The sequence below is a fragment of the Sphaerisporangium sp. NPDC005289 genome (assembly GCF_040607455.1).
Lineage (GTDB): Bacteria > Actinomycetota > Actinomycetes > Streptosporangiales > Streptosporangiaceae > Sphaerisporangium > Sphaerisporangium rhizosphaerae.
On sequence record NZ_JBEXGS010000013.1, the window covers coordinates 104,641 to 121,347 of the forward strand.

The following is a 16,707-nucleotide window of genomic DNA, read 5'->3' on the forward strand; positions in this document are numbered from 1 at the left end:
CGTATGGCAGGGAACAACGGGTTGCTCACGGCCCTTACGGCCCTGCGACGTCAGCTCGATCGCGATCTGTTCCCCCTCGCGATCGGGGACGTCGCGTCGCATCGTCGTGCCCTCAAGGAGCTGAGAGGCCAGCTCGACGACTACCTGCTCCCGCGCGTCGCCGCCATGGACGCCCCGCTGCTGGCCGTGGTGGGCGGTTCCACCGGGGCGGGCAAGTCGACCCTGGTCAACTCCCTCGCCTCCGCCGACGTCACCGAGCCGGGCGTGCTGCGCCCGACCACGCTCGCGCCCACCCTCGTCGCCAGTCCCGCCGACGAGGCATGGTTCACCACGCAGAACGTGCTGCCCGGCCTGGCCAGGACGACCGGGCGGGGACGCGGCGAGCCGGGCACGCTGCGCATCGTCACCGCCGGCACCCTGCCGGCCGGGCTGGCGCTGCTCGACGCCCCCGACATCGACTCGGTGGTCACCGCCAACCGCGAGATCGCCGCCCAGCTCCTGGCCGCCGCCGACCTGTGGCTGTTCGTCACCACCGCCGCCCGGTACGCCGACGAGGTCCCGTGGGGCTTCCTGCGCAGCGCGCGCGAACGCAGCACGGCCCTGGCGGTGGTCCTGGACCGCGTCCCCCAGGAGGCGCTGGAGCCGGTGACCGCCCACCTCACCCGCCTGCTGGACGCCAACGGCCTGGGCGGGACGCCGCTGTTCACCGTCCCGGAGGTGGCGCTGCCCGAGGAGAACGCCCGCCTGCCCGAACAGGCCGTCCGCGAGGTGCGCGGCTGGCTGGCCGCGATCGCGGCCGACGCCCAGGCACGGGCCGAGGTCGTGCGCAGGACGCTGTCCGGGGCGCTGGACAGCGTCGCCGCCCGGGTACCCGCCCTCGCCGACCAGGCCGACCGGCAGCGGGCCGGGCTCGCCGACCTGCGGCTGTCGGTGGAGTCGGCGTACGGGGCGGCGATGGCCACCTTCGACGACGGCATCCGCGACGGCTCGCTGCTGCGCGGCGAGGTGCTCACCCGCTGGCAGGACTTCATCGGCACCGGTGACCTGATGCGCTCGCTGGAGTCGCGCATCGGCTGGCTGCGCGAGCGCATCGTGGCCGCGTTCATGGGCACCCCGCCGCCCGACACCCGGCTGCGGGTCGCCCTGGAGACCGGGGTCGAGTCGCTGATCAGGTCCGCCGCCGACGCCGCCGCCGAACGCACGCTGGAGGCGTGGTCGGGCATGCCCTCGGGCCGTGACGTCATCGAGCGCGCCGGCGCGGTCACGGCCGGGCGGCTCGGCCGCGCGTCCTCGACGCTGCCCGACCGCGCCGCCTCGGCCGTGCGGGCCTGGCAGGCGTACGTGCTCGACCTGGTCGCCAAGGAGGGGGCCGAGAAGCGCACCACCGCGCGGCTCGCCTCGTTCAGCCTGAACGGCCTCGGGCTGCTGCTCATGCTCATGGTCTTCGCCTCGACCGGCGGGCTGACCGGCATCGAGGTCGGCATCGCGGGAGGCACGAGCGTGCTCAGCCAGAAGCTGCTGGAGGCGGTGTTCGGCGACCAGGCCGTGCGCGCCCTCACCCAGGCCGCGCGCGACGACCTTCGCGAACGAGTGAGCGTGCTGCTGGAGGAGGACGCCGCGCGGTTCACCTCGCTGCTGGAGGGCGTCGAGCTGCCCGAGCAGGTCTCGGCCGATCTGCGCCGCGCCGCCCAGGCCGTCCGCGACCACCGCGACGAGGTCACCACCCGCCCCACCGGCTCCCCGGAGGACGCGGCCCTCACCGGCCCGCCCGGGACTTCCAGGACTCCCGGGACGCCCGAGGAGGCCGTTCCCGCCCCAGGGACGCCCCAGGACGCCACCCGCTCCGACGGCTCGGCGCAGGACGCGGCCGGTTCCGAGGGCTCGGTGCGGCAGGACGCGGCTCGTTCCGAGGGCCCGCCCGGCGACGCGCCGCCCGTCCGGGACACGCCGCCCGTCCGGGATGAGCCGCCCGGCGCCGCCGTCCGGCCGCGCTCGGGGGACCGGTCGTGAAGGTCCTGAGGCGGCCCAAGAGCGTGCCGCTGGACGACCGGCTCGCCGCGCTCGCCGAGGCGGCCGAGCTGGCCGAGGGACGGCTGCAGGCGGCGGCGGTCGCGCGGGCCGCCGGCGTGGTCGCCCGGGCCGGGACGCGCCGGAGCCTGTCGGTCGAGCACACGGTCGTCGCCCTCGCCGGAGCCACGGGAAGCGGCAAGTCCTCGCTCTTCAACGCCCTTTCCGGCACCTCGCTCGCCACGGTCGGGGTGACCCGGCCGACCACCTCCACCGCGCAGGCCGCGATGTGGGACCCCGAGGGCGCCGGACCGCTCCTCGACTGGCTGGAGGTCCCGCGTCGCCACACGGTCGGCGAGGACGGCGGGATGGACGGCACGCTGTCCGGGCTCGTCCTGCTCGACCTGCCCGACCACGACTCGATCGAGGCGGCCCACCGGTTGGAGGTCGACCGCCTGGTCTCGGTGGTCGACCTGCTCGTGTGGGTGCTGGACCCGCAGAAGTACGCCGACGCGGCCGTCCACGAGCGCTACCTGCGCCCGCTGCGGCGGCACCGCGACGTCATGCTGATCGTGCTGAACCAGGTGGACCGGCTGTCCCCGCCCGCGGCCGAGCGCTGCGTGCGCGACCTGCGGCGGCTGCTGGAGGAGGACGGGCTGTCCGGGGTCCCGGTGGTCGCGACCTCGGTGCGGGAGGGCAGGGGCGTCGCCGAGCTGCGGTCGGCGCTGGCCAGGCGGGTGGCCGACCGGCACGCCTGGACCGCGCGCCTGGAGGCCGACGTGCGGCAGGCCGCCGACGTCCTCGCCGCCGCCTCCTCCGGCGTCCTGACCGCCGGCGTGCCGACGGACGGCGCCTCCTCCTCCGGCATCCCGACGGACGGCGCCGCCTCCTCCGGTGTCCTGACCGCCGGCGCCTCCTCCGGCGTCCTGACGGCCGGCGTCCCGGCGGAGGCGGCCTCGCCGCCGGGCGAGCCGGAGACGTGGGCCGAGGCGTCGCGGGCGCTGGAACGGCGGGCCGAGGCCGCGGAGAAGGCACTGCCGGACGAGCTGTCCCGGCCGCTGACCGCCGCGCTCGCGGAGGCCGCGGGCGTTCCCACCGTCGTGGAGGCCGTCCGCAAGGCCCACCGGCACCGGTCGGTCGCGGCCACCGGCTGGCCGGTCACCCGCTGGCTGCGCCGGCTGCGGCCCGACCCCCTGCGCCGCCTGCACCTGGGCGGGGCCTCGGCCGCCGCCGGCGGGCGTACGTCCATCCCGGCGGCCTCGGGCGTGCAGCGGTCCCGCATGGAGACCGCGATCAGGGATGTGGGCTCGGCCGCCTCCGCGGACCTGCCCGAGCCGTGGGCGGCGGTCGTCCGCGGAGCGGCCCGGTCACGGGCGGACGACCTGGCCGAGACCCTGGACCGCGCGGTGGCGACCACCTCGATGGGCGCCGGACGGCGGCCCCGGTGGTGGCGGGCCGTGGGCGTGCTCCAGTGGCTGGTGTTCACCGCCATGCTCGCCGGGGCCCTGTGGCTGTTCGCGCTGTTCGTCATGGACTACCTGCGGTTCCCCGAGGTCCCCACCCCGACGCTGGACACCGTCCCCTGGCCGACCGTCCTGCTCGTCGGCGGCGTGCTCGCCGGGTTGCTGATCGCCCTGCTGTCGCGCGCGGCGGCGGCCGTGGGCGGCGCCCGCCGGGCGCGCAAGGCCCGGCGGGCGCTGTGGGGCGGCGTCGACCAGGTCGGCCGCGAGCTGGTGCTCGACCCGGTACGGGACGAACTCCACCGCGCCCGCCGCTTCGCCGAACTCCTCACCACCGCCCGCGGCTAGTGGGCTGTCCACGGACGTTCACCGGGCGGGGCGCCGTAGCAGGCGCCGATATCGCCGTACCACGACCCGCCGACCCGGCGCCGATCATCTTCGGCATGTGGCCGGAGTGGGAAGTCGCGTCCGGTGGAGGTCTCTGGTCAGCGCGATAGCCGACGTTCGGTGCTGGACGGTCAGGGGAGCCGTCTCAGGCTCCCCCCAAATGGACCGCCCAGGGGCCGAACCGGTGTGAGCTCAGGATTCGGGAGTGTTGTTCGGGCTGGGGCGGACGGTCTGGTTGGCGGGGGCGGGGGCGGGAGCGGCGAGGGGGTCGGGGAAGGACGCGCCGGCGGTGATGCCGCGGGGGCCGGACTCCTCGGCGTCGGCGATGGCCTCCTCGGCGGCCCTCTGCGCCTGCGCGGCCTCGGCCTGGGCGGCGGTCTTGCCCTCGGTCACCTCGCGGGTCGCCGCGGACCTCGGCAGCGACTCGGTGAACGCCTTCGACACGCCCTGCAGCGCCGAGGTGACCTCGCTCGGGATCACCCAGAAGGTGTTGCCCTGGCCCTGCGCGAGCTGCGGGAGCACCTGGAGGTACTGGTAGGCGAGCAACTGCGGGTCGGGGTCGTTGCGGTGGACGGCCTGGAACACCTCGTCGATGGCCTGCGACTGGCCCTCGGCCTTGAGGATCGCCGCGGTGCGGTCGCCCTCGGCGCGCAGGATCGCGCTCTGCTTCTCGCCCTCGGCGGTGAGGATCTGCGACTGGCGAAGACCCTCGGCGGTCAGGATGGCGGCGCGCTTGTCCCGCTCGGCGCGCATCTGCTTCTCCATCGCCTCCTTGATCGTCTTGGGCGGGTCGATGGCCTTGATCTCCACCCGGTTCACCCGGATGCCCCACTTGCCGGTGGCCTCGTCGAGCACCCCGCGTAGCTGGCTGTTGATGGTGTCGCGCGAGGTGAGGGTCTTCTCCAGGTCCATGCCGCCGACGACGTTGCGCAGCGTGGTGACGGTGAGCTGCTCGACGCCCTGGATGAAGTTGGCGATCTCGTACGCGGCGGCGCGCGGGTCGGTGACCTGGAAGTACAGCACCGTGTCGATGTCGACCACGAGGTTGTCCTCGGTGATGACGGGCTGCGGCTTGAAGGAGACCACCTGCTCGCGCAGGTCGATGAGCGGCCGGACCCGGTCGATGTAGGGGATCACGAAGTTCAGGCCGGGCCCGAGGGTGCGCGAGTAGCGGCCGAGGCGTTCGACGTTCCCCGCCCTGGCCTGCGGGACGATGCGGACCGACCGCAGGACGGTGAACACCGCGAGAAGGACGATCAGAATTCCGGCGATCAATGCGGCGTCCATGCTCACTCCCGGGGATACACGAGCGCGGTAGCGCCCTCGATTTCGATCACGTCCACCGTCGCGCCCGCCGGGATCACCAGCGTCTCGTCATAGGCGCGGGCCGACCATTCCTCCCCGCCGATGCGCACCCGCCCGTTCATCCCGGTGACCTCGCGGGTGACATAGGCGGCCTTGCCCACCAGGGCGGACACGCCGAAGCGCTGGACCGGCGGCTGCTTTATGTGGCGCTGGGCGATGGGACGCAGGACGACCAGGCCCGATATGGAGCCGAGAATGAACACGGCGAGCTGGATGCCGGTCGGCAGGCCGATCGCGGCGACGGCGGCGGTCAGCAGGGCCGCGGCGCCCAGCAGGCCGAGCGCGGCGGTGAGGGTGAACAGCTCGGCCGCCCCCAGCGCCGCCGCGAGTATCAACCAGAAGATCCATGACTCCATAGCCCCGGCCCTCCTATGAATGAGAACGCGTTCCGGGCTCCGGTGGTTCCTGAAACCCACGGTAGCTCCGTTTTTCCGGGCGCGGCATGACAAATGAGTCACGGCGCCCGGATCGCGGCAGGGCTCGCGATGACCCCCTCCGGGGTGGTGCGCCCCATCAGGCGGAGCGTGCCCGTCACCTCAGGCGGGGCCGGGTGGAATCATGCCCGTCATCTCACGCGGGGCCGGGCAGGATCGTGCCCGTCACCTCCCCGAGGGCGATGCGCGTCCCGCCCGCGCCGGGAGCGGTCGCGGTGATCGTCACGGTGTCGCCGTCCTCCAGGAAGGACCGCGACTGCCCGTCGGACAGCTTGATCGGCTCGGCGCCGTTCCAGGTGATCTCCAGCAGGGACCCGCGCCGCGCCGGCTCGTCCCCCGAGACGGTGCCGCTCGCGTACAGGTCGCCGGTGCGCAGAGACGCGCCGTTCACGGTCAGGTGGGCGAGCATCTGGTCGGGCGTCCAGTACATCTCGCGGTACGGCGGGCTCGACACCGGTTCGCCGTTCAGCGTGATCTCCATGCTGATGTCCAGGCCCCACGGCTCGCTCCGCCGCAGGTACGGAAGCGGCTCGGGGTCCTGCGCGCGGCCGGGGACACGGGCGGCCTCCAGCGCTTCCAGCGGGGTCACCCAGGCCGAGACCGACGTGGCGAACGACTTGCCGAGGAAGGGCCCGAGCGGGACGTACTCCCACGCCTGGATGTCGCGGGCGCTCCAGTCGTTGAGCAGCGTCACGCCGAACACGTGGTCGGCGAAGTCGCCCGCGCTCTCGCCCGGCCGCGTCGGCGTCCCGACGACGAATCCCAGCTCGGCCTCGATGTCCAGCTTGGCGGTGGGCGCGAGGACGGGCTCGCCGTCCGGCGTGGCGACGCGCTGGCCGCGCGGGCGGGTGACCGGCGTGCCCGACACCACGACGGTGCCGGACCGGCCGTGGTAGCCGACCGGCAGGTGCCGCCAGTTGGGCATGAGCGCCTGGCCGCCGGGCCGGAAGATGTGGCCGACGTTGGTCGCGTGCTCCAGCGAGCAGTAGAAGTCGACGTAGTCGCCGATCTCCACCGGCAGATGGAGCCGCACCTGGCGCAGCGGGATCAGGTGCGGTTCGAGCGCCGCCCGGTTGGCCGGCGCCTCCTTGGCGTCCGCCGACAGCAGCCGCTGCAGCAGCCGCCGGGTGTCCTGCCACGCCGTGCGTCCCCTGGCCATGAAGGCGTTCAGGCTCCCGGTGGCGAACACCTCGTCGTGCAGCACGGGCGCGAGGTCGAGGACGTGGTCGCCGATGCGCACGCCGGCCCTGGCCGGCTCGCCGGGACGGGAGAACACCCCGTAGGGCAGGTTGGCGACGGTGTAGGGCGTCGCGTCGGCGCCGGGCACCCAGGTGGCGGTCACGTTGTCCTCTCTGACGGTCACGGCCGGGCCGCGGTCGACGGCGAGCCCGAGCGCGCGCAGGTCTTCGGCCGGTGTGGCGGTGTTGCACGACCCGTAGGAGACCAGCAGCTCCCTGGCGCGCCGCGCCACCTCCACGGGTGTGGCGCGGACGAGCGAGACCAGCTCGGCCTTGTCCATGATCTCCAGGACGGGCACCGGGTCGCGTCCCTGGACGGCCGCGCACACGGCGAGCACGAGGTTCAGGAACCCGTGCCGGTAGACCCCGAGGCTCGGGTCGGGGTGCCGGACGGCGTGGTGCAGCCCGGCGGTGGCCTTGAACGGGGTGCCCTGCTCGACGCAGGCGCGGACGAAGGCCCCCAGCTCGTGCGTGGAAGGGTAGTTCTCGGGCGCGGCGCCCCCGCAGCGGACCTTCAGGCCGACCCCGGGGGGCGCCTGGTGCAGGTCGGTGGGGGGCACCTCGACGAACAGCCGCACCGCCGGGCCCGCTTCTGTCGCCGCCTCGCGCGGCCCGCCTGGGGCCCGCGTGAGCAGGCGCCGCGCCACGGCGGCGAGGGTGGAGCCCGGGGGCAGCGGCGCCTCGAACCAGTCGACGGTGAGGGCGGGGTCCGCGGTCGCCAGGGCGGCCAGGTCCGGCGGCTCGGGCGTGTCCACGATGACGCCGAGCCGTATGGGACGGGTCAGCTCGGCGCGCAGTTCGTCCAGCCGGCTCGCCGGGCACAGCAGGCGGTGGGTGAGCATCGGGTCGCCCGCGTCCTGGTCGGCGTAGTGCCGGGCCAGCGCCCGCGACATGGGCAGCGACGTGGGCGGGAACAGGCCGGCGTCGTCGACCAGGACGCCGAAGAGCGCCGCCGCCGTGTCCGTCATCGGGCCCACGTCCAGGCGTAACCGGGGTCCTCGCACGCGAGCGCGGCGTCGCCGAGGTCCAGAGGCCGGAAGGTGTCGACCATGACGGCCAGCTCGCTGGTCATGGTGTGGCCCTGCCGCACCGCCTCGACGACCGCCTCCACGGCGCCCGGCTGCGGGCCGTGGGTGAAGCCGGCCGGGTGCAGCGAGATGGAGCCGATGTCGATGCCCGACCCCTTGCGGGCGGTGTAGTCGCCGCCGACGTAGAACATGAACTCGTCGGAGTCGACGTTGTGGTGGTTGTAGGGGATCGGCACGGCCTCGGGGTGGAAGTCCAGCGGGCGCGGGCAGAATGAGCACACGACGAAACCGGGGCCCTCGAAGGTCTGGTGCACCGGCGGCGGCGCGTGGGTGCGCTTAACGACCGGCTCGAAGTCGGCGATGTTGAAGGCGTAGGGGTACAGGCAGCCGTCCCAGCCGACCACGTCGAACGGGTGGTGGGCGTAGGTCAGCCGGGTCAGCCCGCCCCGGGTCCTGACCAGGACGGGCGTCTCGGCGTCCTCGACGGTCAGCGGCTCGGACGGCGCGCGCAGGTCGCGCTCGCAGTAGGGAGCGTGCTCCAGGAACTGGCCGTACTGCGACAGGTAGCGCTTGGGGGGCCGGATGTGCCCGGACGCCTCGATGGTCAGCGCCCGCACCGTCGTGCCGTCCAGGGGCACCCACCGGTGGATGGTGCCGGTGGGGATCACGACGTAGTCCCCCTCGCCGGCCTCGATCGCCCCGTAGGTGGACTCGAACCGCACCCGGCCGCCGGCGATGTAGACGCACTCGTCGCCCTTGGAGTCGCGGTACAGCTCGCTGGGCCGGTCGGCGGCCGCGTACGACATGCGGACGTCCGCGTTGCCGGCCAGCGGCTGCCGCGAGGTGACCAGGTCGCCGCCGGTGGGCAGGTTCTGGGTGCGGAAGTGGCGCGGCGACAGGGGGAGGTTCGGGGACAGCGCGGTGCGCACCATGTCCGGCACGGCCTCCGCCTTGACGATCGCGGTCGGCAGGTGCCGGTGGTAGAGCAGCGAGGAGTCGGAGGAGAAGCCCTCCTCGCCCATCAGCTCTTCGGCGTACAGGCCGCCGTCGGGCTTGCGGAACTGGATGTGGCGTTTGCGCGGCACCTCGCCGACGGTGCGGTAGTACGGCATCGTCCCCTCCTGGCGTACGCATATCGGACAGCGATGTCCTCTATACGTACGACGATCCGCCATCCCCGGAACGATGTCAACCTGCCCACGCCGCCACACCTGGGACATTGCCCTGATCTGGGACGCACGCGACGGTGGGGATCGTCAGGCGGTCGCGCGTTCGGCCAAGGGCCGGGTCAGGCGTCGATCGCCTGGTACACCGTGGTCCAGAAGTCGTGGATGAGCCGCGCGGAATCGGGGACCGACATTCCGACCTGGGTGAGCAGGATTCCGGTGAGCCGGTTCCGCGGGTCGGCGTAGGTCGAGGTGCCGCTTCCGCCGTCCCAGCCGAACTGGCCGATGGGCGCGTAGTCGCCGCGGTAGGTGCGCACCGCCATCCCGAAGCCCCAGCCGCCGTGCTGGCCCTGGCCGAACGACAGGTGGACGTTCTCGGTGGCCATGGCGCTTCGGACGGCCTGCTGCTCGGGCGTGAGGCGGTTGGTGGTCATCAGCTCGACCGCGGGCCGGGACAAGATGCGCTCGCCGCCGTGCATCCCGTGATCGAGCAGCATCCGGAAGTACGCGTGGTAGTCGTCGGCGGTGGAGACCAGTCCGCCGCCGCCGCCCTGGAAGGCCGGAGGCAGGCTCCAGCGTCCTCCCTTGGCCTCGTCCCACACGGTGAACTCTCCGCTCCGCGGGTCGGGGGCGTAGAGGGTCGGCATCCGGTCGATCTGGTCGTCGGGTACGTGGAAACCGGTGTCCTTCATGCCCAGGGGGCCGAAGACGCGTTCGCGCAGGAACGTCTCGAACGACCGGCCCGTGACCCTGGCGACGAGCACGCCGAGCAGATCATTGCTGATGTGGTACTGCCAGCGCTCCCCGGGCTGGTGCATCAGCGGCAGCTCGCCGAGGCGGCGCATCCACTCGTCCGGCTCGGGCATCGGCGTCGGCAGGTCGGGCGTGAGCCCTTTCTCGAAGATCGCGCCCATGATGGGAGTGCCCAGTGACGTCATGTCCATGCCGAGGCCGAACGTGGAGGTCAGCAGGTCGCGGACGGTGATCGGCCGCCGCGCCGGCACGGTGTCGTCCAGCGGGCCGTCCAGTTGCTTCAGCACCCGCCGGTCGGCGAGCTCCGGCAGCCACGGATCCACCACGTCGTCCAGCCGCAGCCTGCACTCGTCGAGCAGCACCATCGTCGCCGCGACCGTGACCGGCTTGGACGTCGAGGCCATGCGGAAGATCGTGTCCCGGCGCATCGGCGCGCCGCCGTCATGGCGCATCGTTCCGATCGCTTCGACGTGCGTCTCGTCGCCCCGGCCGACCAGAGCGACGAGCCCGGGGATCTTCCCGGAGTCGACATGCCGCTCCAGCACCTCGCGCAGCCTGCGCAGCCCCGTGGTGGAGAAGCCGCCGTTGCCGTTTCCCATCGTGGATCTCCTCATGTGCGGCGTTCGATCCGCCGGTGTTCACCATCGTTCGGCAATCGCTGAACGTCTGCGACACTACATTGCGTTCACATATTCGTCAACGAGGAGTGAAGGCTTCTTCTGCCTGCACATCAGGGATATGGATGCCATCTTTGCAATGAGTGTGACGCTGAACGCAATGGACGACCGGTACTGGCATTGCAATGGGCGGCGAGTGAACGCATACTGTGCGGCGGGTGTGCGTGCGGAGCGCCCGCGCACGTCGACAGATGGGAGACCGGCACCGATGCCCGGAGGCAGACTCACCCCCGAGGACCGCCGGCACATCGCCGCAGGCCTGGCCGAGGGGCTCGGATACGCGGAGATCGGCCGGCGGCTGGGACGGCCCGCGTCGACCATCATGCGAGAGGTCACCCGCAACGGCGGACCCGACGACTACGGGGCGGACCGGGCGCACGAGGCCACCCGGCACCGTGCGCGGCGGCACAAGCAGGCGCGGCCCGCGGCTCCGCCGATCTCCGATGGCGGCCATGGGCGTGATCCTGAGGCGGTGCGGGACTTCGCGGAGTCCTTCACCGCTCTCCTCGTCGAACAGGGCCTGCCCCGCATGGAGGCCAGGGTGCTGGCCTGCCTGTACATCACCGACGCCGGCGCTCTCACCGCCGCCGACCTGGTCCAGCGGCTCCGCGTCAGCCCGGCGTCGATCTCGCACGCCATAGCCTTCCTCGAGCAGCAGGGAATGCTCAGGAGGGAGCGGGCTCCCGGCGCGCGGCGCGAACGCTATGTCATCGACGACGAGATCTGGCTCCGGTCCCTCATCGCGTCTCTGGAGATGAACGACGCCCTGGCGACCGCGTCGCGCCGCGGGACCGAGATCCTCGGAGCGGCGACCCCCGCGGGCGCCCGTTTCCAGTCCTCCACCGAACTGCTCGCCCTCGTGAGCGAGGCATTCCGCCAGGTCATCGACCAGTGGCGGCAGAACATGGCCACCCGCGGCACCCAGACCCCGGAGACGCCGGTGGGCGGGGGCGATCCCGGGATCGCCCCCGCCCTGCGACCGCCGCCCTAATGCGGGTCTTCGACCGGCGTGCACGGCTTGACGGAGGAGCCCGCCTGAGCCAGCCAGGCGCCGAGCCGCCAGGGCACTTGTGCGTTGCGGTTCTCGCGGAACTCCACCACGAGGGTCTCGCCCGGCCTGATGTAGCGGGGAGAGATCCGGATCGTCCGTACAGAGGTCACCCGGACGGCGTTGTACGAACGCGACCCTTCCACCATCGAACGCAAATCATCCGCTCCCGCGGCGCGCGACCCGCCGTAGGTCCCGTCCACGCCGGCGAAACGAGGAGCCGCGCAGTGCGTGCCCGCGGCCAGGAACGTCACATCGGCCGTGATGCCGGCCGCGCCCAGCTTGGCCTCCAACCCCGAGGGGTCGCGCAGTTCGTTGACGGTCACGGCGACCGTACCGTCCGGGTTCTCGGCCACCGCATAGGCGGGGTTCCCCGTTCCGCCGACCAGCGGCGTGATGAGGAGCGCCGCCGCGACACCGGCCGCGACCAGCAGCCGGGGACCGGTGACGAGGCGCTGCCGCGGGCGCATCCCGTCGAGCAGCCGCTGCCGCGCTCCGGCGAGTTCCGTGGGGGTGGCCGGCGGAATGGTGCTCCACATGGCCTTGAGCTCATCCATGGTCATTCTCCTTGCTGGTTCAGGGTGCGTCGGATCTGCAGACGGGCCCGGTTGAGGCGCGAGGCGACGGTTCCCGGCGGGATGGCGAGCGCGGCGGCGACCTCCTGGTAGCTCAGGTCCGCCCACGCGACGAGCAGCAGCACGTCGCGATCGGCCTGGGCGAGCCCCAGTAACGCCCTGGCCAGCGGCTGGTTCACGGCCAGGGTGTTGACGCCGTCCTCCACCTGAAGGCCCGACAACTCCGCCGGATGCACGCCGCTGCGGAGGTAGGCGCGGTAGAGGCCCATCTCCGTGCGCCGCCGTTTGCCGATCACATTGGAGGCGATCCCGTACAGCCACGGCCGGGCGTCGCCGCGGCTCCGGTCGTAGTCGCCTCGACGTTGGAAGGCGGCCAGAAAGGTGTCGGCCACGACGTCCTCTGCCTCGCCGGGCCCCAGGCGTCTGGCCGCGTACCTGTACAGGAGCGGTGCGTGCCGGTCGAACAGAACGGAGAAGATCTCGGGATCATCGAGCGATCTCTCGATGATGGTCGCATCATGGACCTCGACAGCTTCGCGGGGGATTGTCATGCATACCGGCCTTTCTTGGCGTATGCGGTCACTCGTACTTACCGCGCCAGGCCGAAATGCTTCACAAGGTCCCGCCTCGCCGAGCCCGAGCCGCTGGGCGCCCTGCCGCCGCCTCAAAAGGTGCTGCTGCCCTGGCTGCTGGAACCCGCCAGCCGGGACTTTCCCTGGGCGACCTGATGGTCCTCACCGCGCAGACCGGCAACGAATGGGCGGTCACCGCCGCCCTGGTGGAGCAGTACATCTATCCGCTGCTGGCCGAGCATCAGGTTAGGACCGTGCAGGTGCCCCGGGCCGGCGCCTCCCAGCGTGGCGGCATCGTCGTCCTAGACGACACCCGCAGTCCGGCCGTCTGCCACATCGGCGGCGCCTACACCCTGGCCCCGGAGATGCTCACAGCAGGCACCATCCCCCAGACGGGGGTGCCGCTAACCCACGTGTCACCAGCCGCCAATTGGGGCTGTCCCTTATCTGAGCTCCTGTAATGCTCGACTGCCTTGCGCTGATTTGTAGGGCATGGAGCGTCCACCGCTCGGCATGGATGAGCTGGTCGAGCACTGGACTGTGCTCAGCGACGAGGTCGGCTTGGTAGGCGCCAAGCACGAGAGCACCCGACTGGGATTCGCGCTGCTGCTGAAGTACTACACGCAGTACGGACGCTTTCCCCGGTGCCGGGCCGATCTTCCCGATGAGGCGGTCGACTATCTGGCGCGCCAGACCAAGACGTCGGCGAGCAGTCTGGGCATGTACGAGTGGTCGGGGCGAACGATCGAACGGCACCGCCGCGAGATACGCACCCATCTGGGGTATCGCGAGTGCTCGGTCGCTGATGCGGGCAAGCTGACCGACTGGCTGGCGGTCAACGTAGCGCACGCCGAACGGCATCCCGACTGGGTACGGGAGGAGCTGATCAAGCAGTGCCGCCAGGAGCGCATCGAACCACCGACGGCGAGGTAGATCACCCGGATCGTGCGGTCGGCTCTGCACAACGCCGAAGAGACCTGGTTCGCTCGGATCTCGACCCGGCTCGGCCCGGAGACGACCAGCCGCATCCTAGAGTCGATGCTGTGGCCGAGCGGGGACGGGAGGTCACCGCCAACCTGGTCGACCTGCTGATCGCCACTGTGCACCGGATCGGCGCCCGGGCCGATGGGAGCCCGGATATGTGTCGCTGGCCTGAGGACCGGCCTCCCCGCAGGAGGCCGGCGTGTCTGATCCCATAGCGGGATCGCGGCGGCGGTCGCGGTGGTGGCGGTGGGCACTGCTGGCTGTCGGGGTGACCTTGTTGTCCGGCAGCGTCTGGCTGTTCTATGTGGTACGGGCGCAGGGCGGCCAAGCCGATTGGGCTGCCGCGTTCCTCGCTGTCGCGGGCTTGGTCACCGGGCTGGCGCAGGTTCTGCTCGGCGGGCTGGCGCTGCGGCCGGCCGCGCGCACTGATACGGCCCTCGCCGGCGGGGCGGCGCATCGGCATCTGCGTGGTGAGGGGGGCGATGGGACGCGTCCGGCGCTAACCGTGCCCCGGCAGTTGCCCACTGCGGTGGCGGGGTTCGCCGGCCGGACGGGCGAGCTGGCCGCATTGACGTCGCTGCTGGAATCGACCAGTACGGCCGCAACCGTGGTGATCTCGGCGGTGGACGGCACCGCCGGGATCGGCAAGACCGCCCTGGCCGTGTGCTGGGCACACGGGGTAGCCGACCGGTTCCCGGACGGGCAGTTGTATGTGAACCTGCGGGGATTCGACCCGGCTGGCCCGCCAATGAGCCCCGCCGACGCGGTACGGGGGTTCCTGGACGCGTTTGAAGTCCCTTCCGAGCGTATCCCGGTCGGGTTGGACGCCCAGGCGAGCCTGTACCGCAGCATCCTGGCCGGTCGCCGGATGCTGGTGCTACTGGACAACGCCCGCGACGCCGCACAGGTACGGCCGCTGCTGCCCGGCACGCCGGGGTGTTTCGTGCTGGTGACCAGCCGAACCCGGCTGACCAGCCTGATCGCGGCTGAGGGCGCCCGGCCGTTGACCGTGCACCTGCTCCCCGACGCCGAAGCCCGAGAGCTGCTGACCTGTCGGCTCGGGCCGGACCGGGTGGCGGCCGAGCCGCAGGCCGTGGAGGAGATCATTACCCTGTGCGCGCGGCTGCCGTTGGCGCTCAGCGTCGTGGCCGCCCGAGCCGCCGCGCATCCGCAGTTTTCCCTGGCGGCTTTAGCGCGGGAACTACGGCACACCCGGGGGGGATTGCAGGGGTTCGAGGGGGGCGAGGTCAGCGTCGACGTTCGTGTGGTGTTCTCCTGGTCCTACCAGCGGCTGGACCCGGCGGCGGCGCGGTTGTTCCGGCTGCTCGGGCTGCATCCGGGACCCGACGTCACCGCGGCGGCCGCGGCCAGCCTGGCCGGCATCGACCTCGCCCAGGCGCGGCGGGCCATCGCCGACCTGGCCGGATACCACTTGCTCGCCGAGCAGGTGCCCGGTCGGTTCGGCTTCCACGACCTACTCCGGGCCTATGCCACCGAACTGGCCGGTACCCACGACAGCGATGACGAGCGGCAAGAGGCCCGCCGGCGCATGCTGGACCACTACCTGCATACGACGTACGCCGCCAACCTGCTGTTGCACCCGCGCTACGACCCGATCACCATCACCGCATCGGTGCCCGGCGTCGTGGCGGAGGAGATCACCGAGGTGGCCTCAGCGCTGGCCTGGTTCGAAGCCGAGTACGCCGTGCTGCTCGCGACGATCCACCTCGCCGTCGACGCCGGGCACCACAACCACGCCTGGCAACTGCCCCACGAGCTGACAGAGTTCTTCGTCCGCCGGGGGCATTGGGCCGACTGGGTTGCCATCGAAGGCACTGCCCTAGGAGCCGTGCAATGTCTCGGTGACCGCCCCGGGCAGGCCCATACCCACCGCAGACTGGGCCGCGCCCTGGCCTGGCTCGGACGCTACGACGAGGCGCACGACCACCTCCGCCAGGCCCTCGTCCTGTTCGCTGAACTCGGCGACATACTCGGCCAAGCCGACGTCTACAACCGGATCAGCGCCGTATTCGAACAGCAGGGCAACCCTACCGACGCCCTCACCCACGCCCAGCGGGCGGTCGCTTTAGCCCGCACCACCGACTCGCTGCGGTCACTGGCCCAAAACCTCAACAACGTCGGCTGGTACCACGCCCTGCTCGGCGAGCCCGAGCCGGCCCTGTCCTATTGCCGGCAGGCGCTGACTCTCAACAGGCAGGTCGGTGATCGCCGAGGTGAAGCGTCCGCCCTGGATAGTCTCGGCTACGCCTACCATCGCCTTGGCCAGTACGAGCAGGCTATCGACTACCTCCAGCGGGCTTGTGCCATCACCGCGGAACTGGGCGACCGGCACCGCCTCGCCGATCAATTGGATCACCTCGGCGACGCCTTCCACGCGGCTGGGGACCACGACGCCGCGCGCGCCGCCTGGCGGCAGACCCTGACCATCCTCGACCAGCTCGGCGTCGTCCGAGCCGGTACCGGCCCTGGGTATCCCGATGCCGACGAGATCGGCGCGAAACTCCGCCGACTCGCTGAACCATGAAAGGGATGCCGTTAACCAACGCGATTGTCGGCCTCGGCGCCTGGGAGAAACGGCAGGAGGTCTGGAGCTAGTGCCTGCTCTCACTGTGGCAACAGCACCACTGTCGGGCAGAGCCATCCCTGGCCGAGCCCGACGACGCGGGTCTGCGACGACTGCGTACGGATGGCCGGGGCGCTGTTCCACCAGGAGCCGACGGTGCTCGCCGGCTGAATCGGGCGAGGCCGGGCGGCGGACTTGCCACGCGGCACGCCCGCATTCTGTGCCGTTCCGGCATGCCACCTACGGAAAGGACAGCGCTTTGAGTTACGGCGATACCACCCTCACTGTCGTCGGCACCTGGTCGACGAGCCAGAGCTGCGTTTCACCCCTTCGGGGCAGGCCGTGGCCCGATCTCGTATCGCGTCCAACCCGCGCTTCATGGATCGGCAGAGCAACGAGTGGAAGGACGGCGAGAGCCTGTTACTGAAC

At 71.9% G+C, this 16,707-nt stretch carries 15 protein-coding genes and 1 pseudogene; 8 read left to right on the plus strand and 8 right to left on the minus strand.

The genetic code is table 11. From position 1 onward, the window contains the following. The first annotated feature begins 3 nt into the window (after positions 1 to 3). Together ABZT47_RS23070 and ABZT47_RS23075 are read left to right on the plus strand one after the other, a co-directional pair. On the plus strand, positions 4 to 2,010 hold the full coding sequence (locus ABZT47_RS23070) for an ABC transporter (RefSeq protein ID WP_354845537.1): 2,007 nt from the start codon (positions 4 to 6) through the stop codon (positions 2,008 to 2,010). Continuing rightward, on the plus strand, positions 2,007 to 3,815 hold the full coding sequence (locus tag ABZT47_RS23075) for a YfjP family GTPase (RefSeq protein WP_354845540.1): 1,809 nt from the start codon (positions 2,007 to 2,009) through the stop codon (positions 3,813 to 3,815). The genes ABZT47_RS23070 and ABZT47_RS23075 overlap by 4 nt, the downstream gene beginning before the upstream one ends. A gap of 231 nt (positions 3,816 to 4,046) precedes the next feature. Here ABZT47_RS23075 and ABZT47_RS23080 read toward each other — a convergent pair whose 3' ends face one another. From ABZT47_RS23080 to ABZT47_RS23100, 5 genes are all read right to left on the minus strand, one after another. After that, positions 4,047 to 5,141, minus strand: a complete 1,095-nt coding sequence (locus ABZT47_RS23080) for an SPFH domain-containing protein (protein WP_354845543.1) — start codon at positions 5,139 to 5,141, stop codon at positions 4,047 to 4,049. A 2-nt stretch (positions 5,142 to 5,143) separates the two neighbouring features. After that, a complete protein-coding gene (locus ABZT47_RS23085) occupies positions 5,144 to 5,575 on the minus strand; it encodes an NfeD family protein (RefSeq protein WP_354845546.1) in 432 nt (143 codons plus the stop codon). Between the two features lie 214 nt (positions 5,576 to 5,789). Then, positions 5,790 to 6,995 carry a fumarylacetoacetase gene (gene fahA, locus ABZT47_RS23090; RefSeq protein WP_354845915.1) on the minus strand — a complete coding sequence of 402 codons (1,206 nt, stop codon included), beginning with the start codon at positions 6,993 to 6,995 and terminating at the stop codon, positions 5,790 to 5,792. Between the two features lie 860 nt (positions 6,996 to 7,855). Continuing rightward, positions 7,856 to 9,031 carry a homogentisate 1,2-dioxygenase domain-containing protein gene (locus ABZT47_RS23095; protein ID WP_354845549.1) on the minus strand — a complete coding sequence of 392 codons (1,176 nt, stop codon included), beginning with the start codon at positions 9,029 to 9,031 and terminating at the stop codon, positions 7,856 to 7,858. 176 nt (positions 9,032 to 9,207) lie between these two features. Beyond that, positions 9,208 to 10,437, minus strand: a complete 1,230-nt coding sequence (locus ABZT47_RS23100; protein ID WP_354845552.1) for a serine hydrolase domain-containing protein — start codon at positions 10,435 to 10,437, stop codon at positions 9,208 to 9,210. A 286-nt stretch (positions 10,438 to 10,723) separates the two neighbouring features. Here ABZT47_RS23100 and ABZT47_RS23105 point away from each other — a divergent pair, with 286 nt between their 5' ends. After that, a complete protein-coding gene (locus ABZT47_RS23105) occupies positions 10,724 to 11,506 on the plus strand; it encodes a helix-turn-helix domain-containing protein (RefSeq protein WP_354845555.1) in 783 nt (260 codons plus the stop codon). Here ABZT47_RS23105 and ABZT47_RS23110 read toward each other — a convergent pair. Together ABZT47_RS23110 and ABZT47_RS23115 are read right to left on the minus strand one after the other, a co-directional pair. Then, positions 11,503 to 12,120 carry a hypothetical protein gene (locus ABZT47_RS23110; RefSeq protein ID WP_354845558.1) on the minus strand — a complete coding sequence of 206 codons (618 nt, stop codon included), beginning with the start codon at positions 12,118 to 12,120 and terminating at the stop codon, positions 11,503 to 11,505. The genes ABZT47_RS23105 and ABZT47_RS23110 overlap by 4 nt on opposite strands. Before the next feature lie 2 nt (positions 12,121 to 12,122). Then, positions 12,123 to 12,689, minus strand: a complete 567-nt coding sequence (locus tag ABZT47_RS23115; protein ID WP_354845561.1) for an RNA polymerase sigma factor — start codon at positions 12,687 to 12,689, stop codon at positions 12,123 to 12,125. Between ABZT47_RS23115 and ABZT47_RS23120 the strand changes: the two genes are divergently transcribed. The 4 genes from ABZT47_RS23120 to ABZT47_RS23135 all read left to right on the plus strand — a co-directional run bounded on the left by ABZT47_RS23120 (position 12,591) and on the right by ABZT47_RS23135 (position 16,239). Further along, a complete protein-coding gene (locus ABZT47_RS23120; RefSeq protein ID WP_354845926.1) occupies positions 12,591 to 12,866 on the plus strand; it encodes a hypothetical protein in 276 nt (91 codons plus the stop codon). The two genes, ABZT47_RS23115 and ABZT47_RS23120, sit on opposite strands and share 99 nt — an antisense overlap. Then, positions 12,866 to 13,171: a hypothetical protein gene (locus tag ABZT47_RS23125; RefSeq protein ID WP_354845564.1), complete on the plus strand. Its 306-nt coding sequence runs from the start codon at positions 12,866 to 12,868 to the stop codon at positions 13,169 to 13,171. The genes ABZT47_RS23120 and ABZT47_RS23125 overlap by 1 nt, the downstream gene beginning before the upstream one ends. A gap of 52 nt (positions 13,172 to 13,223) precedes the next feature. Further along, the gene (locus ABZT47_RS23130) at positions 13,224 to 13,643 is read left to right on the plus strand and encodes a DUF4158 domain-containing protein (protein ID WP_354845567.1); all 420 of its coding nucleotides are present in this window, start codon (positions 13,224 to 13,226) and stop codon (positions 13,641 to 13,643) included. Between the two features lie 328 nt (positions 13,644 to 13,971). Continuing rightward, entirely contained in the window at positions 13,972 to 16,239 is a 2,268-nt protein-coding gene (locus tag ABZT47_RS23135) for a tetratricopeptide repeat protein (RefSeq protein WP_354845569.1), read from the plus strand. A gap of 80 nt (positions 16,240 to 16,319) precedes the next feature. Here ABZT47_RS23135 and ABZT47_RS23140 read toward each other — a convergent pair whose 3' ends face one another. Next, on the minus strand, positions 16,320 to 16,487 hold the full coding sequence (locus ABZT47_RS23140) for a hypothetical protein (protein WP_354845571.1): 168 nt from the start codon (positions 16,485 to 16,487) through the stop codon (positions 16,320 to 16,322). 50 nt (positions 16,488 to 16,537) lie between these two features. On the opposite strand from ABZT47_RS23140, the pseudogene ABZT47_RS23145 reads away from it, so the two are divergent. Continuing rightward, positions 16,538 to 16,704, plus strand: a pseudogene (locus ABZT47_RS23145) (single-stranded DNA-binding protein); the annotation flags it as partial. Positions 16,705 to 16,707: the final 3 nt, after the last annotated feature.